Annotated in this window: 19 protein-coding genes; 10 read left to right on the forward strand and 9 right to left on the reverse strand. The window is 59.9% G+C overall.

Going from position 1 to position 21441, the window contains the following annotated elements; translation table 11 throughout:
• Positions 1–30: 30 nt before the first annotated feature.
• From Q0O99_RS03885 to Q0O99_RS03900, 4 genes are all read left to right on the forward strand, one after another.
• Positions 31–831: an SDR family NAD(P)-dependent oxidoreductase gene (locus tag Q0O99_RS03885; RefSeq protein ID WP_293748741.1), complete on the forward strand. Its 801-nt coding sequence runs from the start codon at positions 31–33 to the stop codon at positions 829–831.
• 111 nt (positions 832–942) lie between these two features.
• A complete protein-coding gene (locus tag Q0O99_RS03890; RefSeq protein WP_293748743.1) occupies positions 943–1734 on the forward strand; it encodes an SDR family NAD(P)-dependent oxidoreductase in 792 nt (263 codons plus the stop codon).
• A gap of 1 nt (position 1735) precedes the next feature.
• Positions 1736–2515: an SDR family NAD(P)-dependent oxidoreductase gene (locus Q0O99_RS03895; protein ID WP_293748745.1), complete on the forward strand. Its 780-nt coding sequence runs from the start codon at positions 1736–1738 to the stop codon at positions 2513–2515.
• A gap of 91 nt (positions 2516–2606) precedes the next feature.
• Entirely contained in the window at positions 2607–3488 is an 882-nt protein-coding gene (locus Q0O99_RS03900; RefSeq protein ID WP_293748747.1) for an NAD(P)-dependent oxidoreductase, read from the forward strand.
• Between the two features lie 191 nt (positions 3489–3679).
• Here Q0O99_RS03900 and Q0O99_RS03905 read toward each other — a convergent pair whose 3' ends face one another.
• From Q0O99_RS03905 to Q0O99_RS03925, 5 genes are all read right to left on the reverse strand, one after another.
• On the reverse strand, positions 3680–5173 hold the full coding sequence (locus Q0O99_RS03905; protein ID WP_293748749.1) for a tripartite tricarboxylate transporter permease: 1494 nt from the start codon (positions 5171–5173) through the stop codon (positions 3680–3682).
• Entirely contained in the window at positions 5170–5637 is a 468-nt protein-coding gene (locus Q0O99_RS03910; RefSeq protein WP_293748751.1) for a tripartite tricarboxylate transporter TctB family protein, read from the reverse strand. Before Q0O99_RS03910 ends, Q0O99_RS03905 begins: the two co-directional genes overlap by 4 nt.
• A gap of 135 nt (positions 5638–5772) precedes the next feature.
• Complete coding sequence (locus tag Q0O99_RS03915; protein ID WP_293748753.1) at positions 5773–6786, reverse strand: tripartite tricarboxylate transporter substrate binding protein; 1014 nt, start codon at positions 6784–6786, stop codon at positions 5773–5775.
• A 305-nt stretch (positions 6787–7091) separates the two neighbouring features.
• Positions 7092–8813, reverse strand: a complete 1722-nt coding sequence (locus Q0O99_RS03920; RefSeq protein ID WP_293748755.1) for an FAD-dependent oxidoreductase — start codon at positions 8811–8813, stop codon at positions 7092–7094.
• Between the two features lies 1 nt (position 8814).
• Positions 8815–9621, reverse strand: coding sequence for a shikimate dehydrogenase (locus Q0O99_RS03925; RefSeq protein ID WP_293748757.1), 807 nt, complete (start codon positions 9619–9621; stop codon positions 8815–8817).
• 105 nt (positions 9622–9726) lie between these two features.
• Here Q0O99_RS03925 and Q0O99_RS03930 point away from each other — a divergent pair, with 105 nt between their 5' ends.
• The 6 genes from Q0O99_RS03930 to Q0O99_RS03955 all read left to right on the forward strand — a co-directional run bounded on the left by Q0O99_RS03930 (position 9727) and on the right by Q0O99_RS03955 (position 17933).
• Positions 9727–10788: a Gfo/Idh/MocA family oxidoreductase gene (locus Q0O99_RS03930; RefSeq protein ID WP_293748759.1), complete on the forward strand. Its 1062-nt coding sequence runs from the start codon at positions 9727–9729 to the stop codon at positions 10786–10788.
• Positions 10785–11618: an IclR family transcriptional regulator gene (locus Q0O99_RS03935; RefSeq protein ID WP_293748761.1), complete on the forward strand. Its 834-nt coding sequence runs from the start codon at positions 10785–10787 to the stop codon at positions 11616–11618. Before Q0O99_RS03930 ends, Q0O99_RS03935 begins: the two co-directional genes overlap by 4 nt.
• Positions 11619–11634: 16 nt before the next feature.
• Positions 11635–14043 carry an FAD-dependent oxidoreductase gene (locus Q0O99_RS03940; RefSeq protein WP_293748763.1) on the forward strand — a complete coding sequence of 803 codons (2409 nt, stop codon included), beginning with the start codon at positions 11635–11637 and terminating at the stop codon, positions 14041–14043.
• Positions 14044–14049: 6 nt separating this feature from the next.
• Positions 14050–14856, forward strand: a complete 807-nt coding sequence (locus Q0O99_RS03945) for a TIM barrel protein (protein ID WP_293748765.1) — start codon at positions 14050–14052, stop codon at positions 14854–14856.
• A 21-nt stretch (positions 14857–14877) separates the two neighbouring features.
• Positions 14878–16038 (forward strand): acyl-CoA dehydrogenase family protein, encoded by a 1161-nt coding sequence (locus Q0O99_RS03950; protein WP_293748767.1) that lies wholly within the window; start codon positions 14878–14880, stop codon positions 16036–16038.
• A gap of 320 nt (positions 16039–16358) precedes the next feature.
• Positions 16359–17933, forward strand: a complete 1575-nt coding sequence (locus Q0O99_RS03955) for an acyl CoA:acetate/3-ketoacid CoA transferase (protein ID WP_293748769.1) — start codon at positions 16359–16361, stop codon at positions 17931–17933.
• 18 nt (positions 17934–17951) lie between these two features.
• Here the strand turns inward: Q0O99_RS03955 and Q0O99_RS03960 are convergent, their stop codons facing one another.
• The 4 genes from Q0O99_RS03960 to Q0O99_RS03975 form a co-directional block, all read right to left on the reverse strand.
• Positions 17952–18173, reverse strand: a complete 222-nt coding sequence (locus Q0O99_RS03960; protein ID WP_293748771.1) for a 4Fe-4S dicluster domain-containing protein — start codon at positions 18171–18173, stop codon at positions 17952–17954.
• A complete protein-coding gene (gene aroE / locus Q0O99_RS03965) occupies positions 18170–19003 on the reverse strand; it encodes a shikimate dehydrogenase (protein WP_293748773.1) in 834 nt (277 codons plus the stop codon). The genes Q0O99_RS03960 and aroE overlap by 4 nt, the downstream gene beginning before the upstream one ends.
• Positions 19004–19228: 225 nt before the next feature.
• Positions 19229–20413 (reverse strand): MFS transporter, encoded by a 1185-nt coding sequence (locus Q0O99_RS03970; RefSeq protein ID WP_293748775.1) that lies wholly within the window; start codon positions 20411–20413, stop codon positions 19229–19231.
• Complete coding sequence (locus tag Q0O99_RS03975; protein WP_293748777.1) at positions 20410–21363, reverse strand: Gfo/Idh/MocA family oxidoreductase; 954 nt, start codon at positions 21361–21363, stop codon at positions 20410–20412. The genes Q0O99_RS03970 and Q0O99_RS03975 overlap by 4 nt, the downstream gene beginning before the upstream one ends.
• Positions 21364–21441 lie beyond the last annotated feature (78 nt).

Raw genomic sequence — 21441 nt, forward strand, 5'->3', positions numbered from 1 at the left:
CACGCTCATCAAGCCGGTAGGGAGCGCAGCATGAGCGGTGCACCTGTGGCCGTTGTCACCGGCGCGGCCGATGGCATTGGCTGGGCCACGGCACAGCAACTGGCCCATGCGGGATGGACCGTGGCCTTGTTCGATTTGAACGGTGCGCTCGCGCTTGAACGTGCGCAGGCCCTGGGTGCCCAGCACTCGGGCTGGTCCTGCGATGTGACCGATGCGGACGCGGTGCAAACGCGGGTGAGCGATGTGGTGTCACGCCATGGCCGCATCGATGGACTGGTCAACAACGCCGGGATCGCCGACCAAACTGCGCCGACTTTGCAGCAAGACATCGTCGCTTTTGACAAGGTGTTGTCGGTGCATTTGCGGGGTGTGTTTCTCATGTCCCAACAAGTGATCGCGCAGATGACCCAGCAGCCGCGTGATGCTCGCGGCAACCGGGGCGCCATCGTGAACATTGGCTCCATCGCCAGCTTTGGCGGCATTCCCGGTCGCAATGCTTACTGCGCGGCCAAGGCCGGCGTGCTCGGCATGACCCGGGCTCTGGCCAGCGAATGGGCGCGCCGTGGCATACGCGTGAACGCCGTGGCACCCGGTTATGTGAAAACCGCCTTGGTGGCCAGCCTGGTCGATCGCGGCGCCATCGATGCCCAGGCGATTGCACGCCGAACCCCCATGGGGCGCATGGCCGCCCCCGAAGAAATTGCCCAAGTGATCGCCTTTTTGGCCTCACCCCTTGCCAGCTACATCACCGGTGCGGTGTTGCCGGTGGACGGTGGCTGGACCGCCTTGGGTGCGCCCGAGACGGCACTTGGCCCCCTTGAAGAAGATTAAAAAGGAGACAACCCAGATGTTGACGATCAATTTATTCAACGGGCTGGTCTACGGCGCATGGCTCATCGTGATGTGCTTGGGCCTAGGCGGCTTTTTTACTCGAGATCAGACATGCATATTTTAGTAACGGGCGCGACTGGGGGAATTGGCCGAGGCATCTGCGAGGTGCTGGCCTCGCAGACGACACAAGAACTGAAGCTGACTGTGGCCAGCACACAAAACGGCGAACGCCTGTCGGCCTTGCTTGAGGCCCTGCGTGACATGGGCGTGCAGGCAAATGGCGTGGTGGGCGATGTGACCCGCCCCGAAGATGCAAGGCGTATGGTGCAAGAGGCCCTGATGGTCCATGGCGATCTGGACGCCTTGGTCTGCGTGGCGGGCGCATCAGGGCCTGGCAAATTGGCCGAATTGTCGGTCGAGCAATGGGACTTGACCTTCAACCTCAACACCCGCTCGGTGTTCCTGATGGCACAAGCGGCATACCCGTCGCTCAAGCGCTCAAGCGGCAGCATCACCGCCATTGCTTCCATGTCGGGCTTGCATCCGCATCCGGGCTATGGCGCTTACTCGCCGGCCAAAGCAGCACTCATCATGCTTTGTCGTCAATTGGCGCAAGAGTGGGGGCCAGATGGCATTCGAACCAATACGGTATGTCCGGGCATGGTCCGAACCCCGCTGACCGAGGCGGTCTACCAAGACGCGGACACCAAAGCGCGGCGCGAAGCCCTGGTGCCCATGGGACGCATCGGTCGGCCCGATGACATTGGGCAAGCCGTGCATTACCTGATCAGCGCGGGCGCAAGCTACGTCAATGGTCAAAACCTGGTGGTCGATGGTGGTGTTGCCGACCACATGCTGACCATGATCCCGGGACGCCCCGGCAAACCACCCACGAAAGATTGACATGAATCCAACTTATCTCTCGCAATCGTTTGGCCTGCAAGGTCGGACCGCTTTGATCACCGGCTCGGCCAGAGGCATTGGCTTGGCCATCGGCACGGCACTTGGGCATGCAGGAGCGCGCGTGCTGATCAATGACCTGCACGCGCAAGCCGCAGACGATGCCGTGCACACTCTGCAAGCACAAGGCATTGAGGCGCGTGCAGCCTGCTTTGATGTCGCTGATATGACTGCTGTTCATACTGCAGCGCAAGCGCTGGACACCGCGGGCTGGTCGGTCGACATCCTGGTGAACAATGCAGGCAACCAAAATCGCAAAGCCCTGGTGGAGATGAGCCGGCAAGAGTGGCAACAGATCCAGGACGTGCATGTGGGCGGTGCGTTCAACTGTTCTCGCGTGTTTTTGCCCGGCATGTGCACACGGGGGTTTGGCCGGGTCGTCATGACCTCATCGGTTTCGGGCCAGTCCACCATGCCGCTCATTGGCGCTTACTCCACAGCCAAGGCCGCCTTGGGGGCCATGGCCCGCGCCATCGCGGTGGAGTACGGCGCCAGCGGCATCACGGCCAATGCGATTGCGCCTGGCTTTGTTCGAACCGAATTCACAGCGGGTCTGCAGCAGCGCGAAGGTTTTGAGGATTTCTTGCGCCAAGAAGTGCCACAAGCGCGTTGGGCCACGCCAGAAGACATCGCCCCTGTGGTCTTGTTTCTGGTGTCCCCCGCAGCGGGGTATGTGAATGGCCAGACGCTGGCCATTGATGGCGGTCTGCTGGCCCAGATGTGAAACGCTCAAAAGCGAAACACCCGAAGCGTCAGAGGTGACAGGACTGGCGCTTGGTACATTTCATACTTGCAAGCAATCACTTGGAGCAAGCATGAAAACAATCGGCATGATCGGCATTGGCATGATGGGCCATGGCATCGCGAGCAACTTGCTCAAGCATGAGCAAAGCCTGACGCTGCTGATTCACCCTGGCAACCAACCGCTGGACGCCCTGCTGGCCGCAGGCGCACGCACCTGCACCACGCCCCAGGCCCTCGCCGCAAAGTCAGATGTGATCATCTTGTGCGTGACCGGCACGCCACAGGTTGAGGCGGTGTTGCTGGGCGAAGACGGTGTCTTAAAGGGCATGCGCCCGGGCACCATCGTCATCGACTGCTCCACTGCCGTGCCCGCCTCCACCGAAAAAGTCGCGGCCTTGGTCATCGCCCAGGGCGGGCAGTTTCTTGATTCACCCATGACGCGCACCCCCAAAGAGGCCGCCGAAGGCCGTTTGAACTTGCTGGTGGGTGGCGATGCAGCCTTGTTTGAAAGCTGCAAACCCATCCTGGCCTGTTTTGCCGAAAACATCGTGCACACCGGCCCGATTGGCTCAGGCCACCGCATGAAGCTCTTGCACAACTACGTGTCGCTGGGCGCCGTGACCTTGCTGGCCGAAGCCGCAGCCTGCGCGCAACTTGCGGGCGTGGACGCCCACACCTTTGTAGAAGTGCTGTCCAAAGGCGGGGGCTGGGGCGCCGCGCTCGACCGCCTCAAGCCCACTTTGACGTCTGGCGACACCTCGGGCCTGCGCTTTTCGATGAGCAACGCGCTGAAAGACTTGAGCTATTACAACCAGATGGCCATCGACACGCAGGCCGACCACACCGTGGCTCAAGCGGTTAAAAATACGCTGGAGACCGCTTGCAAGGAAGGCGACCCGAATGCGCTGGTGCCTGAGTTGGTGGCGCTGCTGGTCAAGCGTCCAAAGGCCTGACCCTGAATGACCGTTGCGTCATAACCATTGGAGTCGCGTGATTGGCTTGCGGATCTGGAAAAAGGTCTTCTCATCACTGAGGCCAGTGAAGCTGCTCACCCGCGCCTGAGTGCCACCGAAATGGGTGAACGCTGCGGTATGACGGTCTTCAAGTCATTGGCTGGTCCTTGCAAGACAAGTCTGCAGAAAGATCAGTTCAGTCCGCGAAGACGCTTCCACCATTGCGTTTGGCTGACCACGGTGAACACAACTGCCGCCAAGATGACCGCAGAAAGGGGCGTTGTGAAAAACTCGGTGACAAACAACCACCCATCGTTGTTGGTGGCCATCATGGCCTGGCGGTAACTGCGGTCCATCATCGGGCCCAAAATCATGCCAAGAACCACGGGACCCACTTGGAAGCCGTACATCTTCAGGAAGTAACCCAACACACCGAAGCCCAACATCCAGTAAACATCGACCGGGTTGTTGTTGATGGCATAGGCCCCCACCGCCGACAAGACCAAAATCAAGGGCAACAAAACGGGCTTGGGGGTCTCCACAATCTTGGCAAAAATCTTGATACCAGTGAGGCCAAAGATCAGCAAGAAAATATTCGCCAAAGTGAGCGATCCCACCACAAACCAGAACAAGTGAGGGGTCTCGATCATCAGCATCGGACCGGGTTTGAGGCCATGAATGTAGAGCGCGCCAATGATCACAGCAGTCACGGCATCTCCCGGGATACCCAGTGTCATCATCGGAATATAAGCACCACCGACAGCCGCATTGTTTGCTGATTCAGGTGCCACAAGACCTTCGTATGCACCTTCGCCAAAGGGACGTGAAGGATTTTTGACCGTGCGTTTGGCATGGTCGTAGGCCATCAAAGCGGCAATATCACCGCCCGCACCAGGCAAAGCACCCACCACTACGCCAATCCCAGATGTTCGTGTGGCCAATGGCAGGTATTTTTTCAGCAAGCCCCATGAAGGGATGATTTTGCTCACGTTTTGCTTGACCGGCTTCAAATCCAACTGATGGATTTGCGCGATCACCTCGGCCACACCAAAAAAACCAATCATGGCGGCCACATAAGAAATGCCCGCCGACATCTGAAGGCTGCCAAAAGTCAGGCGGTTTTCACCGGTCATCGGGTCCAGGCCCACACAGGCAATCAAGGCGCCCAATGCGCCGGAGAATATCCCCTTGGACAGCGATTGGCCAGACAAGGTTCCCACCAGCAAGAGGCCCCACAAGGCCAACAAAAGGTATTCGCGTGGACCAAACATCAAGGCCAAATCGGCCACGGCAGGCGCTGCGATGGCCAGGGCCAAAATACCAATGAACCCTCCATAGACCGACACCACCGTGGTCAAACCAATGGCCTGCCCAGCTTCGCCACGTTTGGCCAAGGGATAGCCATCCAAACCTGTGGCAATGGCAGCGGGGGCACCTGGAATGTTCAACAAAATCGCACTGCGCGATCCGCCATACACACCGCCCAAATAAATACCCGAAATCAGTGCCAGCGCTTCGTTGATGTCCCACTTGAACGTGAATGAAATCAAAATGGACACGGCCATGGTGACCGACAGCCCCGGAATGGCACCGATGTAAATACCTGCAAAAGTTCCTGCTGCCGTCAGCAGCAACATTTTTACGTCCAGCCAGGACATGAAGAAATAACCCAACGATTCCATCATTTCAACCACTCCGGTGTGAAGGGTCCCAAGAAAGAACCTGCTGGCAAAATCACAGAAAACGCCGTTCGGAAAACAATGAAAATACAAATCAGAACCAAGGCACTGACCAGCAAATTGACAACCATCTTCTTGCTTCCCAAAACTTGCATCGACAGCAGAAGAAACACGTAGGATGAAACCAGAAACCCCGTCACCTCCAGCGCCAACATGTACGCCACGATCAGAGCCGTGAACAAAACCAGCTTCAAGGGTGCCAATTGAATGACAAATTGCTGAAACACCGATTGGCTGGCCTGCGCACTCGACGATGCTTTCCAAGCTTGACGCACACTCAACAGTCCCGTCACCACCATCAATGCGGCGCAAAGCATCGGGAAGACGCCTGGGGACGAGATTGAATCGAATTTGGAAATATGGAAAGACGTCCAGAGCATGAAAGCACTGAATGCCACCATCAATGCCATGAAAGTCAATTCACCCGGCAATCGTGGATGGTTGGTGTGCATGAAAAAAATTTCCTAAACAAAATGCACCCTTTACGGGTTCGGCAAAGCCCGCACATCAGGCCCACACAAAGGGGCCCAATGTGCCTGTCCGCATCAAGGCTTTGGAATGCCCAGGGTCGCTGGATCCACTTTGGCGGCACCTGCACCTTGGTACAACCACGCGGTGGTGGACTGGAACCGCTTGATGAACTGCTCGGCCTCAGTGCCGCTGAGGTTCAGCATGGTGGTGCCACGGCTGGTCATCATTTCTCGGTACTTGGGGTTGTCACCGGCCTTCTTGAAGGCTGCCACCAATTTGGCTTTGACATCTTCAGGTGTCTCTTTGCGCACAAAGACACCGTACCACGAGCCCCAAGGCAAGAACTTGGTGATGTTCTTGAGTGACGGCGCATCTGTCACGGGTGCAATACCCTGAAAAGGCTTGCTGTCCACCACACCCAGCGCTTTCAGACGACCAGCCTTGATGTGCTCGATGGCAGGGCCTGAAGCGACGAATCCGATGTCAACGTGCCCACCTTGAAGGGCAGCAATCGCAGGACCCTCTCCGTCAAAAGGTACTTTGATGGTTTCAAATTTGGTCAACGTGGTGACCATGGCGTTCATGGTGAAAGGCACCGTACCTTGTCCAGCAAGGTACTGCTTGACCTTGTTGGGGTTGGCCTGCACATGGCTGATCAAATCCTGCATGCTGTTCCACGGCGCATTGGGACGAGCCACCACCAAAATGCTGTTGGCCACGGCTGCGATGTTGATCGGGGTGAATTTGTCGTAATCAAAATCGGCCACACCCATCACGCGGAACAGCGCTTGTGGCTCGGCACCCATCAAAAGGGTGTAACCATCTGCAGGCTGTTGCAACACAAAGTTTGCGCCAATCACACCAGCGGCACCGGGTTTGTTTTGCAGCACGATTTTTCGGCCCAGTGCTTCTTCTGCATAGGGCGCATAACCGCGCATGGCCACGTCGGTACCGCCACCTGCGCCCCACTGGATCACTGCAGTCACATCACGGGCGGGATAGGCTTGTGCCAAGGCTTGACCACCCACGGTGACCGCAGTGACAGCAAGCAAGGCAGCGCTCAGAAATTGTCGTTTCTTCAAGGTCATTTTGTCTCCATCAAGTTTCATAAAAAAGACTCAAGTCCAATCACCCGGACTCATGGGTTTCACGCTTTTGCAGAACCCTCAGGTCAATGAACTTTAAAAGGGTCCAACCATATCTTGATCCATGCAGACCCTAAAAAGTATGGTTAACCTATTAGAAACCGTTCGACAAACGAACGCATCAAGGGTAAACGCTGATCTGTTCAGAGGCCTCAATCCAGCGGACTTGCAACCGTCAAATTTTGACAATGCCCATGCCACTGGGACACGACGATTCACGCCATGAACAGGACATTTCGTGCTCTTGCTCATGAGGCGTCTGCCAGTGCATTTTTCACGGCCAGGCTGGCAAAGACCAATGCCGGGCCAATCGTGATACCGGGCGCTGGGTAGACACCGCCCATGATGGAATTCATGTCATTGCCCACCGCATACAAACCGGCGATGGATTGGCCTTGTGCATTGAGCACCTGGGCATGTTCATTGGTCTGCAAGCCTTGCGCGGCTCCAATATCACCAGGGTAGAGCTTGACGGCGTAGTAAGGGCCTTGGCTGATCTCGCCCAAGTTGGCGTTAAGGCCACCGGCGGCGGCATCGCCAATGTTCTGCTGGTAGGCCGTCACGCCGCGCTGGAACTGGGTGTCCACCCCCACTCGCGCAAAGGCATTATTGTTGGCAACCGATAGGGCCAAACCGTCTGCCGAAATACTCAGCTTGTCCGCCAACTCTTGCAAGCTGTTGCCTTCGGTGAGGTAACCATCGGCCAAGAAAGGTGCCAAGCCTTTGCCACCCGGTCGCACCATGCCCATGCCATATTGGCGCAGGGCTTTGGCATCGGCGATCAAGTAAGCGGGAATGGCTTGCTGGGCCGACTGCATGCCCAGCGCAAACAGGTGGTAGGAAGTGCTTTCGTTTACAAAGCGCTCACCCGCCTGGTTGACGGTGATCATGCCGGGCTTGGCGCGGTCCATCACGAAGTGCGGGAACACGGCAGTGCTGCCATCCGCGCGTTGGCGCAAAGACACTGGCGCCCAAAATGCAGGGCTTTGTGCGCCCTGGCCCTCCACAGCGCCCAAACTGCGAGCCAAAGCCAACGCCTCGCCGGTGTGGCCAGGCGCACCTGGGCACCACCCGGCAGGAATACCGGGCAACTTCTGGGCGCGCAAAACCGGGTCGCGGTTGAAGCCACCACTGGCCAACACCACACCTTTTTGGGCCAGCACACGGGCATTGCCGGTGGCGCTGCCCAGACACACGGCCACCACACGGCCGCTTACATCGCGCTCCAACGAATCCACCGAAGTTTGCAGCGCGAGGGTAACCTTTTTGTGTTCAGACAAGGAATGCAACAAACGCCCCACCAAAGCATTGCCCATCACCAGACGGGTGCCACGCGCATGGCGCAGGCGGTCACCCAAATGGCGCAACACGATGCGAACCGAATACTTGAACGAGGCCCAGGACTTCGTCATGGCCAGCAAATGGTTGATGTCAGTGCGGTCCACCATCATGCCGCCCAGCACGGTAAATTCTGGGATGGGTGGGCGCAACAGTGGGAACAAGTCCCCCAGCAAGCGGCCATCAAACGGCACCGGCTCCAGCGCGCGACCGTTCAAGGTCGAGCCGGGCAAATCACTGATGTAGTCCGGGTGCTTGGGGTAAGGCCGGAACTTCACCGAGGACTGCGCTTCCATTTTGGCCACCGCATCGGGACCGTTCTTCAGGAAGGCGTCACGCAAAGCCGCAGGCGCTTGTGTGCCCACAGCATGGTTCAGGTAAGTCGTCACATCGGCCAGGGTGTCGTTTGGGTTGACTTGGGCCGCATGGTGCGTGCCCGGCACCCAAGTGGTCCCAGCGGACCAGGCGGTGGTGCCGCCGATCCATTCGGTGCGTTCGACCACCAGCACTTTGGCGCCATCCAAGGCGGCAAACAGCGCCGCCGACAAGCCCGCGCCGCCGGCACCGATAACCACCAAGTCAAACTCGGTGCCGTCTTGCAAGCCCTCCAGACCGCTCTTTAAAACTTGCACCTCATTTCCCCATCAAAAATTCGACCATCAGGCCTTTGACTTGGGCAAACATCTCTGTACCCGTCAGGGTGTTGCAACCCATCGCACGTGCTGCGGCAATCATCGGAGGCACAGCGGGCGCGGTGATCACGCAACCGACAAACATGTGCGGCTTGAACTTAGAAGCATCCATCGGGTGCGGATCGCCCTCTTTCATGCCGATGGGCGTGGCGTTGATGGCGATGTCAAAGCCTGTCGGGTCGCTGCTGCCTGCGACCACACTGCACTGACCCAGCGAGGCCAGGCGCTGCACCAAGGCATCGCGGCGCGCCGTGTCTTGGTCATGGATGGCCAGTTCGCGCAAACCGCCTGTGGCCAGGGCATACGCGATGGCCGAACCGGCACCGCCTGCACCCACCAGCAAGGCTTTGTGGTCCGCCAGCTTGAGGCCTTTCAAAGCCAAAGCCTGCACATAAGCTTGGCCATCAAACATGTCGCCATGCCAAGAGCCATCGGCATTGCGGCGCAATGTGTTGATGGATTTCAAAAAAGCACCCCGCTCCGAGGTGGTGGTGCACAAATCAAAGTAGGCGAACTTGTGCGGCACCGTGACGATGATGCCGTCCACGTTTTTGCACAAGGACACACCCGCCGCCCATGCGGCCAGATCGGCCGCAGCCACATGGGCCGGTATGCACAAGGCGTTCAGCCCCGCATCCTGAAAAGACTGGCTCACGCCCGCAGGCGATTTGACTTGGGCAATCGGATCTCCCACGATGAAATGGATGCGCGAAGCACCGTCCAGAGTCAAAGGTTTGTTCGTGTTCATGGCCGCGATGATACATAAAAACGGAATTAAATTCCATTTTTGAATTTATTTCCGAAAATCAATATACTTGCGCGATTGAACCCCCTTGCCACCCTGCAAAGCACCATGCAAAAGTTCCCTCTGGCCGTGATTGGCGCTGGCGTGATTGGCCGGACGCACATCGAGCGCATCCTGAAAACACCCGAGTTCGCTCTGGTGGGCGTGGCCGAGCCAGGTGAGGCTGGTCGCCAATGGTGCGTCGAACGGAACATCCCGGTTTTTCAAAACCACCAACGTTTGCTGGAAGCGACCCGCCCCCAGGGTCTGGTGATCGCCACCCCTAACGCCACGCATGTGGAGGTAGCGGCCGACTGCATGGCAAGCGGCACAGCGGTGCTGATTGAAAAGCCGGTGACCGACACGCTGGCCGCCGCCGAGCGGCTGATCCAGCTCGAACAAGACACCTGCGTGCCGGTGCTGGTGGGTCACCACCGCCGCCACAACCCGATCTTGCAAAGGGCACGTCAGCTCATTGCGGACGGTCGCTTGGGCCAAGTGATCAGTGCCAACGTGATGGCCAATTTTTATAAACCCGCTGCATATTTTGATGTGGCTTGGCGTCGCCAAGCCGGTGGGGGACCGGTGCTGATCAACCTGATCCACGACATCGACATGCTGGTGTTTCTGCTTGGCGAAGTGCGTGCGGTTCAAGGCAGCCTGTCCAGCGCCGTGCGGGGTTTTGAAGTAGAAGACACCGGCTCGGCCTTGTTCGAATTTGCATCTGGCACGCAAGCCGTGATGACGGTGTCAGACACGGCAGTGTCTCCCTGGTGCTGGGATTTTTGTGCGGGCGAGCAAAGCCAATACCCGCGTCAAAACGTGCAGTCGCACTTTTTGTCGGGCACGCAAGGCTCGCTGTCACTGCCCGATCTGGCGCTGTGGCGCTACGAGGGCGAGCGCCACTGGCACTATGAAATGATGCGCGAGCAAAGCCGGGTACACGAGATCGACGTGTACTTGCAACAGCTGCGGCATTTCCGCGCTGTGGCAGAGCGGCGAGAACAGCCCATCTGCTCGACCCTGGACGGCTGGCGCACCCTGCAAGCCACTTTGGCCTTGCTGCAGGCGGCCCGCAACGGTCAACGTCAAACCTGCCCCACCTTCAGGACATCAAGGAAACACACATGAGCGGCGTCCTCGAAAGAACCCTGGGCATTCTCGAGTTGCTCTCGCAACACGGCGAAGGCCTAGAGCTGGCCGCCATTGCCGATCAGCTCGACATTCCCCGCAGCGGCACGCACCGCCTGCTGACCGACTTGGTGCGCCTGGGCTATGTGCGCCAGACACGCGGCCACGGCGACTACCTGCTGACCACCAAGCTGGTGTCCATGGGGCTGAGCTACCTCAGCAACAGCGGCATCGTGGACATTGCACAACCGCTGCTCAACCGCTTGGCCGAGGTTTCGGGCGAGCTGGTTCGCCTGTCGGTGGTGGATGGCGAACGCCTGACTTGGGTGGCCCGTGCCCAAGGTGCTCGCCAAGGTCTGCGCTACGACCCCGACATGGGCAGCGATGCCCGCCTGTCCTGCTCGTCGTCAGGTTGGGCCTTGCTCTCCACGCTGAGTGATGACGCGGCCCTGGCGCTGGTGGCCAAACAAGGCTTGGGCTCACCTGAACAATTCGGCCCCGCTGCCCCGACCAGCTTGCAAGCCGTGATGGACGCCGTGACCCAAACCCGCGCGCGAGGCTACAGCATGACGACCGACACCTACAGCATTGGCTTGTCGGCCATGTCAACGCCAGTGCGCTTTGCCGGTCAGCCCGCATTTGGCGTGCTGACGATTGCAGGCCCCACGGTGCGCTTCACGCCCGAAAAAATGCAAGCCCTCGCGCCCGAGCTGATCAGCATCGCGCAACAGTTGGCCGCGTCCAGCGGTGCATCGCCCTTTTTCAGCCTGACCGCTGAGGTCGGCAACGCAGCACCCACCGATGGGCGCAAGCCGATTTACGCGCTCTGAGCCGAGCGGATCGCCAATGACTTCGAGCTTCACTCCTGACAACACCTGCGACTTGCTGGTGATCGGCTCTGGGGCCGGCGCCCTGTCTGCGGCCGTGACCGCGGCCCACTTGGGCCTCAAAGTCATCGTGGTCGAGAAAGACCCGCAATACGGCGGCACCACCGCCTGGTCGGGCGGCTGGATGTGGGTGCCACGAAACCCCCTGGCCGTCGAAGCGGGTCTGCTGGAGCGCATTGAAAAACCACTGTCGTACCTGCGCCGTGAGCTGGGCGACAAGTTCGACGAGTCCCGGGCCCTCGCCTTCCTGAACAACGCTCCGCGCATGATCGAGTTTTTCCGCCGCCACACTGCGCTGCAGTTCATCGACGGCAATACCATCCCCGACTTTCATGGCCACACCATCGATGCGGCCACCGGTGGCCGCTCGATCTGCGCCGCACCGTTTAACGCTCGCCAACTTGGCGAGCGCCTGCACGACCTCAAATCACCTTTGCACGAGACCACGCTGTGGGGCATGGGCATCGCCTCGGGTGCGGAGCTGCGCCACTTTTTGAATGCGCTGCACAAGCCAGCTTCGTTCTGGTACGTCACCAAACTGCTGCTGCGCCACGGACGTGACCTGTTGGTGCACGGCCGTGGCACGCGACTGGTCAATGGCAATGCCTTGATTGGCGGACTGGCCAAGTCAGCACTGGACCTTGGGGTGGACCTCCGGGTGAACAGCCCAGCCGTGCGTTTGCTGCAAGACGGAGCGCGTGTCACGGGCGCCGTGGTTCAAATGCCTCAGGGAGAAGTCAACATCCAAGCCCGCTGCGGCGTGGTGCTGGCCACAGGCGGCTTTCCGCACGACCCGGCCCGCAAGCAGCAACTGCTGCCCCACGCGCCCACAGGCCATGAGCACTGGTCTGCAGGCAACCGGGGCAACACGGGCGACGGCCTGCGCCTCGGCGAATCCGCAGGCGGTGTGGTGGCGGGCGATCTGGTGCAAGCCGCTGCGCTGGCCCCGGTATCACTGGTACCCCGTACCGATGGCAGCGTGGCGCACTTTCCGCACCTGATCGAGCGCGCCAAGCCCGGGCTGATTGCCGTCACGGCGCAAGGCCAGCGCTTTGCCAACGAGGCCGACTCGTACCACGACTTCATGCAGGACCTGCTGGCCGCGACACCCACTGGTCAGCCACCCGTGGCCTGGTTGGTCTGCGACCACGACTTCATCCGCTTCTACGGCCTGGGCGCGGTCAAACCGGCCCCCATGCCGCTCGGCCCCTGGCTGAACAATGGTTACCTGGTTCGCGGTCAGTCTCTGGCTGAACTGGCCCAGGCCTGTGGCATCGACGCTCAGGCCTTTAAAGCCACCGTGCAGCGCTACAACGCCCAGGCCCAGGACGGCAAAGACCGTGACTTTGGCAAAGGCGCAACGCCCTACAACCGCATCCAGGGTGATGCGATCAACGCCACACGACACGGCCTGCGCAACCCCTGCATGGGCCCCATCGAGCGTGGCCCTTTTTATGCCGTCAAAGTCGTCATGGGCAGCTTGGGCACTTTTGCCGGTTTGCGCGTGAACGACCACGCGCAAGTCACCAACGCCCAAGGCCAGGCCATTGCAGGTCTGTATGCCGGGGGAAATGACCTGAACAGCATGATGGGCGGCCACTACCCGGCCGGCGGCATCACACTCGGCCCGGCCATGACTTTTGGCTTCATTGCCGCGCACCACGCGGCTGGCTGCGACCCAGCCGCCACCTGCGAATACCCGATCACAACAACGTCAACCGACACCTCGAAAGCCCACACCATGTTCTACGAACTCGCCACCATGACCCTGCCCTTTGGTACCGCTGGCCAAGCCGCCACGAATGTGCAGGCCTTTGCCACAGCCCCCGAAGCGCAAGGCGAATTGCTGGGCTGCTGGTTCACCGACATTGGCGTGCTCAACCAGATGATCGTGTTGCGCGGCTTTGCCACGCTCGACGCCTTGCAGGCCGAGCGCGATCGCACCCAGCAAAGCACCAACCCCTTCGGATGTGGCGAGATTTATCAAACGCTGGAGCAGCACAGCTACAAAGGCTTTCCCTGGATGAAGCCCGTGCGCCCCAGCGCCGAATCCGGCATCACTGGCCCGGTCTATGAAATCCGCACTTACGGCATCAAGACAGGCGGCGTGCAACCCACCATCGACCTGTGGGAACAGTACGTGCCCGCACGCGACAAGCTCTCGCCATGCGTGATCGCGATGGTGGCACTCGACGGCCCGCTGCGTTTCACCAACATCTGGGCCTACGACAGCCTGAACGCCCGCAGCCAGATCCGTGGCGAAGCGGTGGCCCAGGGCATCTGGCCACCCAAAGGCGGCCCGGCGCAGCTGACCACGAACATGGTCTCGACCATCGCCATGCCCACGGCTGTCTCACCTTTGAAATAAACCCCCATGTCACGCATCTACTCCCTCGCCTACCTCGGCTCGCACCGCTGCTCGCCCGCCGAGGCCATCCGCGTCGCGGCGCAGACCGGCTACCACTTTGTGGGCCTGCGCCTGTGGCCCAACGCCCCCGGCGCACAACAGCAACACCTGCTGAACCAGCCAGAGGCCCTGCGCGAAACCCTGGCCGCACAACGCGACACCGGCGTGGGCGTGTTCGATCTTGAAATCATCCGCATCGGCGACAACTTTGACCCGCACACCTGGGACGCCTTGTATGCCGCAGGCGCAGCCTTGCAAGCCAAGGCCATTCTGGTGGCGGGTGACGATGCACACGAAGCCCGCCTGACGGAGAACTACGCCCGACTGTGCGAGGTGATGAAGCCTTTTGGCATGACGGCCGATTTGGAGTTCATGCCGTGGACAGCGGTGAAAGACGCCAAGACGGCGCTGCGCATCATGCAAAACGCAGGCATGCCTGCCAACGCGGGCATCCTGGTCGATGCCCTGCACTTTGGCCGGTCCACCACCACGCTCGACGACATCCGTGCCATCCCGCGAGAACTGCTGCACTACGCTCAAATATGCGATGCCCAAGCGGGACTTCAGTTCACGACCGAACAAATGATCCACACCGCCCGTTGCGAACGCCTCTTGCCTGGCGACGGCACGATTGACTTGCAAGGCCTGTTTGCCGCCCTGCCCTCGGACTTGCCGATCAGCGTCGAAGTGGTGAACCTGGGCCGTGAAGCCCTCACCTCGGAGCAAGACTGGGCCGCCGAATGCCTGGCCAAGAGCCGCCCCTTCACCGAATAAATTTCAAACACAGGACATCACATGGATTTTTCCCTCAATGAAGAACAGAAAATGATGATCGAAACGGTGCGCCGCTTCATCGCCGAAGAACTTCAGCCCCTCGAAAACGAGGTCGAGGAAACAGGTTTTCTGGACAAGACCAAAGCCCAGGCCATCCACGACAAAGCCAAAACGCTCGGCCTTTACGGCATGAACATGCCCGCTGAGATGGGCGGTGGTGGTCTGTCCAATATGGACCGCATCCTGTGCGAAGAGCAGTTCGGCCACACCACCGACATCCTGATCCGCCGCGCTTTTGGCAATGTGTATGAGCCTCTGCTGCACTGCAAGGGCGAGCAAATTGAGCGCTGGCTCAAACCCGCCGTGGCCGGCAAGCGCACCTGCGCCATCACCATCACCGAATCGGGTGCAGGCTCGGACGCGGCAGGCATCAAAACCAACGCCAAGAAAAATGACCAAGGATGGGTACTGAACGGCACCAAGCACTTCATCAGCGATGGCGAGTGGAGCGATTTCTTTTTGGTATCGGCCAAAACAGGCGAAAAAGAAATTTCGATGTTCATGGTGGACAAGGGCCTGGCCGGTTTCACCGTGGGCAAGGACCAGAAGATGATGGGTCTGCGCGGCACGCCACACTTGGAGCTGTTTTTTGACAACGTGCAAGTCGAAGACGCTGCCTTGCTGGGCGAGGCGGGTCAGGGCTTCAAATTGGCCATGGGCGCACTCAATGTGGTGCGCCTGGCCCAGGTGGGTGCCCGCGCCGTGGGCAAAGCCACGCATGTGTGCGAGCTGATGCTGAACTGGGCCAATGAGCGCAAGCAGTTCGGCACCAAGATCGGTGACTTCCAGATGGTGCAACAGATGATCGCCGACAGCGTGATCGAGATCAACGCGGCCCGCTGGATGGTGTACCACGCCGCCTGGATGCTGGACTGTGGGGCTGACGCACGCGAGCAGATTGCCATGGTCAAAGTGCACGCGGCTGAGACCCTGGGTCGCGTGGTGGACCGTGCAGTGCAGGTGTTTGGCGGCATGGGCTTTTGCAAGGAGCTGACCATCGAGCGCTATTACCGCGATGCCCGCATTTACCGCATCTACGACGGCACCAGCGAGATCCACCGGGGCGTGATCGCCAAGAGCGCGCTCAAGAAGGGTGCTGTGCTGTTTGATGTGAACCGCTGATGAGGGTGTGCCCGCTGTGTCTGCATGGCGGGGGCCGAGTGAATGGGATGGGCGGCCTCCTCATACTGGGGTACCAGAAATCGTCGGCCGCCCATCCCACTCACACGGCAGGTCTGCATAGACTTGAAAGATTGTCACCCCGGACTTGAAAGACTGTCACCCCGGACTTGATCCGGGGTACATGACTGCAAACCTGGATGCCGGATCAAGTCCGGCATGACAAAACCCGGCGACCACAACACCAAACCCGACCAACGCCAGAACAGACCCACGCAGCACACCAAAAACTGCCAACTCAGAAATAAGACGAGACTCAAAAAATGCAAACCAAATTCATGACCGCCACCCAAGCGGCTCAACTGATCCAAGACGGCGACACCGTGGGCCTCATGGGCGGTGGTGGCGGTCTGATGGAAGCAACCCACCTGTTTGAAGCGGTGCAAGAACGTTTTTTGAGCACGCAACAGCCTCGAAACCTCACCGTCATCCATGCCCTAGGCATTGGCGACAAGAAAACCAAAGGCATGAGCTGCTTCGCGCACGAAGGCCTGGTCAAGCGCGTCATCGGTGGCCACTGGGTCTGGTCACCGGCCATGCAACAACTGGCCCTGGCCAACAAGATCGAAGCCTATATCCTGCCCGGCGGCGTGAGCAGCCAACTCATGCGCGAGATCGGCGCAGGCCGTCCCGGCCTCATCAGCCATGTGGGCCTGGGCACCGTATGCGACCCGCGCCACGGCGGGGGCCGCATGAACGATGCCGCCCAAGACGACTTGGCCGAAGTCATCACCATTGATGACCGCGAATACCTCCGCTACAAGCCCTTCCCCATCCATGTGGCCATCGTGCGCGCCAGCAGCGCCGACGAAGACGGCAACATCAGCTTCGAGCACGAAGCGGCCAACCTGGATGCCCAATCGCTGGCCTTGGCAGCGCGCAACAGCGGCGGCAAAGTCATCGTACAGGTCAAGGAGCGCCTGCCCAAGGGCGCCCTCAAAGCCCGCGAAGTGCGCATCCCCTCGGCCTGGGTGGACGCCATCGTGGTCGATCCGCAGCAGTCCACCAGCTACGACATCCCGTTCGATGCGGCCTTCAGTGGCGAGCTGACCGGCGCTGAACGCTCGACCAGCGAAGCCCGGGACCACGCCCGTGAAGTGACCGCCTCGCAAGAGGCTTTCAGCGAGCGTCAAGCCGTGGCACGCCGTGCGCACCAGGAACTCTTCAACACCGACAAAGCCCGCCCGGTCATCAACTACGGTGTGGGCGTGCCCGACGCGTTGGCCAAACTGATCGCGACGCGCAACGAACAGCACCGCATCTACCAAACCATCGAGCACGGCACCTACGGTGGTACGCTCATGGACGGCGTGCTGTTTGGCTATGCCCGCAACGCCACCGCCATGCTGGACGCGGCCACGCAGTTCGACTTTTACGGCGGCGGCGGTCTGGACATCGCCTTTTTGGGCTTTGGCGAGTTCGACGAAAAAGGCTCCGTCAACGTGTCACGCTTGGGCGGCGTCACTGTCGGCCCCGGCGGCTTCATCGACATCGCGCAGAACGCCAAGAAAGTGGTGTTCTGCGGCACGCTCGCTGCCAAGGGCGTGAAGTTAGAGACCGGCGATGGCCAGATACGCGTGGCCACACAAGGGGCTGTGAAAAAGCTGGTCAAAAAAGTGGATCAAATCACTTTTTCAGGTCCCCAAGGCTTGGTGCGAAAACAAGAGGTGCTTTACCTGACCGAACGTGCCAGCTTTCGCCTCACACCCCAAGGGATCGAACTGTTCGAAGTCGCCCCCGGCATCGACTTGCAGCGCGATGTGCTCGACCAGATGGACTTTGCGCCTAGGGTAGCCCCAGATCTGAAGGTGATGGACAGCGCACACTTCAAAGCATGAAGTTCAAATCGCCCCGGATCAAGCCTGACGTCTGTCAGGCTTTTCTGTTTTTACCATCGTGATCACCCCAAACGGGCAGCGCCGCTCGCATTGGCTGCACCCGGTGCAGCCCTGCTCATCGTGCAGCACCGCATGCTTGCGCCAAGCCACCACCTGCAAACTCAGCACCCCCGGTGGACAAGCCGCCACGCACCAGCCGCAACCGGTGCAGCGGGGTGTGTGGATGTGGGGCAGCTTCACACCAAGGGCAACGTCAGCTGCGCAATCACCGCAGCGGTATCAGGCCGCACGCCGCGCCACCACGCAAAGGCCTCGGCCGCTTGTTCGGCCAGCATGCCCACGCCATCGGCCACTTGTGTCACCCCTACTTGTTGGGCCAGCTTCAAAAATGGTGTGAGACCTTTGCCATAGGTCAGGTCGTAAGCCAGGCAGCCGGGTGTAAACACGCTGGCGGGCAATGGCGGCAGCTCGGCCGTGAGGCTGGAGGATGTGGCATTCAGTACCACATCAAAAGCCTGCCCTTGCAAGGCGACGTAACCCAAGCCGAGCACTGGCACTTCACCTGTCTGGTGCTGGTTTGCCAAGGCCACCAACTCATGCGCCTTCGCCACAGTGCGGTTGACGATCACCAACTCGGCAGGCTGCTCGGCCAACAACGGCAGCAAGGCCCCACGCGTGGCACCCCCCGCGCCCAAAATCAACACACGCCGCCCTTGCAGCGGGCAGCCCAGGTTGTGCACCACATCGCGCACAAGCCCCACCCCGTCAAAGTTTTCGGCATACACCTTGTCGCCCTCGAACTTCATGGCATTCACGGCACCGGCCATTTGCGCGCTGAGGGCCAGGTCGGTGGCGTAGGCAAAAGCGTCAAGCTTGAACGGCGCGGTCACGTTCAGGCCCCGCCCGCCACTGGCGCGAAACGCGTCCACCACCGCCACAAACTCGCCCAAGGGGCCCAGCAACTTGCCGTAGTCGATGTCTTGCCCTGTGACCTGCGCAAAAGCGCTGTGGATCAAGGGCGATTTGCTTTGCGCAATGGGGTTGCCGATCACGGCGTAGCGGTCTGTCATGGGGTCATCTCGAACAACAATCCGTCGATCTTATCGCCGCAAAAGGCATGTGGTCGTCGTCTTGAGATTTGCCTCGCATCAAACATGCCAAAGCATTGATCATTCCGGGCAGATCCGACACCTTGGGACACGGCACCACCGGCAATTCGCGATTATTTAATTCAAAAAATAGGCAAATTGCTGCAGTCTGCCCCAAATTGCGGCGATGAAAAACCTACAGCACTTTCAGTGTCGCCCCACCAGCCGGTAAATCACCGCCCCCAGCACCCCCACCCCCACCGCAACGCCCGTGAAGGCATTGGCCAACCAGCCTATGTCCACACTTTGGGCCATGAGCAGCACCCCGATGGACTGGCCAAAAAACAGCGAGCAGGCAAACAAAGTCACCGCGGTGCCGCGTGCGGCCGGGGCCATTTGGGTGGCTTGTACCTGCAAGGTGTTGTGCAGCATGTAAAAGCCCAAACCCGTCATCAAACAAGCCAGCATGCCCACCCAGACACCACTGCCCCAGGCCAAGACCAGCAAACCGACCGCGACCAATGCCGCCCCTGTGCGCACCAGACCGCGCTCGCCCAGCCAGGCCAGCCAGCGCCGCGCCATCTGGCTGTAGAGCAAACCGCCCACGCCATAGAGCATCATCACCGAGCCGGCGGCCACCACACTCAAACCATACTGCTGGTGCAAATGCGTGGGCATGAAGGCCAGGGCGCCGATGACCAAGGCACCTTCGGTGGCCGTCACGCCCATCACCCAGCGTACCCGGGGCATGACCAACAACTGACCCGTCAAGCGAAACGAGTCGACGATACTGGGAGCCTGACTCGATGCGGGTGCGGATGACTTTTGTCGCTCACGCCACAACAGCAATGCAGGCCATGCGAACATCGCCGCCAACAAAACAAAGGCCGAGCGCCAGCCCAAGGTGTCGGCGGCAAAGCCTCCAAACCACAAGCCGCTCATCATGCCGATGACGGTGGCGCTCATCAGTTTGGCCAGGGTTTCCTGCCTGCGTTCATACGGCACCTGGTCGCCCACCCAAGCCATGGACAGCGGGATGATGCCCGCTGCCGCCGCGCCCATCAAGCCGCGCATGACCAAGAGCATGGGCAAGTTGACCGACAGCGCTGTGATGGTGCTGAACAGCGCACAAGCGGCCACCGCCAACGAGACCACACGCAGCTTGCCAAAACGCTCGCCCAAGGGGCCATAGAACAATTGCATCAAACCATAGACCACGGCGAACACCGAGACCACGCCCGATGCCTCGCCGGTGCTGACCTGAAATTCCTCACCCAGCACCACCAACATCGGATCACCAATGCGCATGGACGCCATGCTGGCAAAGCCAGCCAAGCCCAGCAATTGCAGGTGCCTGCGTTCTTGAGATGGCGTCAACAGGGTCAAGCTCAAGCCAGTTGCTGCTCCAGATCGTGCAAGATCTGGTAACAAGGCAAGACCTGTGCGATGCTCGAATTGGGCTCACGGCCTTCGTGGATGGCCGCAAAAAACTCGCGGTCTTGCAGCTCAATGCCGTTCATCGACACCGCCACTTGGGATACATCGATCTTTTCTTCCTTACCGGTGAACAGGTCGTCGTAGCGGGCCAGGTAGGTGCCGGTGTCGCCGATGTAGCGAAAGTAAGTGCCCAGAGGGCCGTCGTTGTTGAACGACAGACTCAAAGTGCAAATAGCGCCGTTGGCCGCCTGGAGCTGGATGCTCATGTCCATGGCGATGCCCAAAGCCAGGTGAATCGGACCCTGAACGGCGTTGGCTTTGACAATGGGGCTGCCGCACTGGTAGGCGAACAGGTCCACCGTGTGGGCCGCGTGGTGCCACAGCAGGTGGTCGGTCCAGCTGCGGGCTTGGCCGAGCGCGTTCATGTTGGTGCGGCGGAAGAAATAGGTCTGCACATCCATCTGCTGGATGTTGAACTCACCGGCCTTGATTTTTTGGTTGACCCACTGGTGGCTGGGGTTGAAGCGGCGGGTGTGGCCCACCATGGCCACCAAGCCAGTTTCCTTTTGGACCCGCAGCACTTCCTGGCCTTCTTTGTACACATCGCACAGCGGAATCTCGACCTGCACATGCTTGCCCGCCTTCAGACAAGCCAGGGTCTGGCTGGCGTGCATTTGAGTGGGGGTGCACAGGATAACGGCATCGACTTCTTTCAAAGCCAGTGACTCGTTCAAGTCGGTGGTGACGTGGCCAATGCCGTATTTGTCCGCCACCTCTTTGGTTTTGGTGAACTCGCGGCCGATCAGTGACACCACTTCCACGCCGTCGATGTTTTGGATGCCGTCCAGGTGTTTGATGCCGAAGGCACCTGCGCCAGCGAGGGCGACTTTGATGGTTTTGCGCATGGGTTGATCCTTATAGGGTTTCTGTAGGAGCGGTCTCTGACCGCGATGGGCTCGCGATAGGGCAGGGATCGCGGTCAG

The organism is Limnohabitans sp. Rim8, assembly GCF_945901735.1.
Lineage (GTDB): Bacteria > Pseudomonadota > Gammaproteobacteria > Burkholderiales > Burkholderiaceae_C > Limnohabitans_A.

Excerpts from the sequence above, each read along its gene's own strand:
- Q0O99_RS03915 (WP_293748753.1), bottom strand. The coding sequence starts at position 6,786 with ATGACCTTGAAGAAACGACAATTTCTGAGCGCTGCCTTGCTTGCTGTC.
- Q0O99_RS03885 (WP_293748741.1), top strand. The coding sequence starts at position 31 with ATGAGCGGTGCACCTGTGGCCGTTGTCACCGGCGCGGCCGATGGCATT.
- Q0O99_RS03895 (WP_293748745.1), top strand. The coding sequence starts at position 1,736 with ATGAATCCAACTTATCTCTCGCAATCGTTTGGCCTGCAAGGTCGGACC.
- Q0O99_RS03950 (WP_293748767.1), top strand. The coding sequence starts at position 14,878 with ATGGATTTTTCCCTCAATGAAGAACAGAAAATGATGATCGAAACGGTG.
- Q0O99_RS03910 (WP_293748751.1), bottom strand. The coding sequence starts at position 5,637 with ATGGCATTGATGGTGGCATTCAGTGCTTTCATGCTCTGGACGTCTTTC.
- Q0O99_RS03900 (WP_293748747.1), top strand. The coding sequence starts at position 2,607 with ATGAAAACAATCGGCATGATCGGCATTGGCATGATGGGCCATGGCATC.
- Q0O99_RS03905 (WP_293748749.1), bottom strand. The coding sequence starts at position 5,173 with ATGATGGAATCGTTGGGTTATTTCTTCATGTCCTGGCTGGACGTAAAA.
- aroE (WP_293748773.1), bottom strand. The coding sequence starts at position 19,003 with ATGACAGACCGCTACGCCGTGATCGGCAACCCCATTGCGCAAAGCAAA.
- Q0O99_RS03945 (WP_293748765.1), top strand. The coding sequence starts at position 14,050 with ATGTCACGCATCTACTCCCTCGCCTACCTCGGCTCGCACCGCTGCTCG.
- Q0O99_RS03930 (WP_293748759.1), top strand. The coding sequence starts at position 9,727 with ATGCAAAAGTTCCCTCTGGCCGTGATTGGCGCTGGCGTGATTGGCCGG.
- Q0O99_RS03890 (WP_293748743.1), top strand. The coding sequence starts at position 943 with ATGCATATTTTAGTAACGGGCGCGACTGGGGGAATTGGCCGAGGCATC.
- Q0O99_RS03935 (WP_293748761.1), top strand. The coding sequence starts at position 10,785 with ATGAGCGGCGTCCTCGAAAGAACCCTGGGCATTCTCGAGTTGCTCTCG.
- Q0O99_RS03955 (WP_293748769.1), top strand. The coding sequence starts at position 16,359 with ATGCAAACCAAATTCATGACCGCCACCCAAGCGGCTCAACTGATCCAA.
- Q0O99_RS03925 (WP_293748757.1), bottom strand. The coding sequence starts at position 9,621 with ATGAACACGAACAAACCTTTGACTCTGGACGGTGCTTCGCGCATCCAT.
- Q0O99_RS03975 (WP_293748777.1), bottom strand. The coding sequence starts at position 21,363 with ATGCGCAAAACCATCAAAGTCGCCCTCGCTGGCGCAGGTGCCTTCGGC.
- Q0O99_RS03940 (WP_293748763.1), top strand. The coding sequence starts at position 11,635 with ATGACTTCGAGCTTCACTCCTGACAACACCTGCGACTTGCTGGTGATC.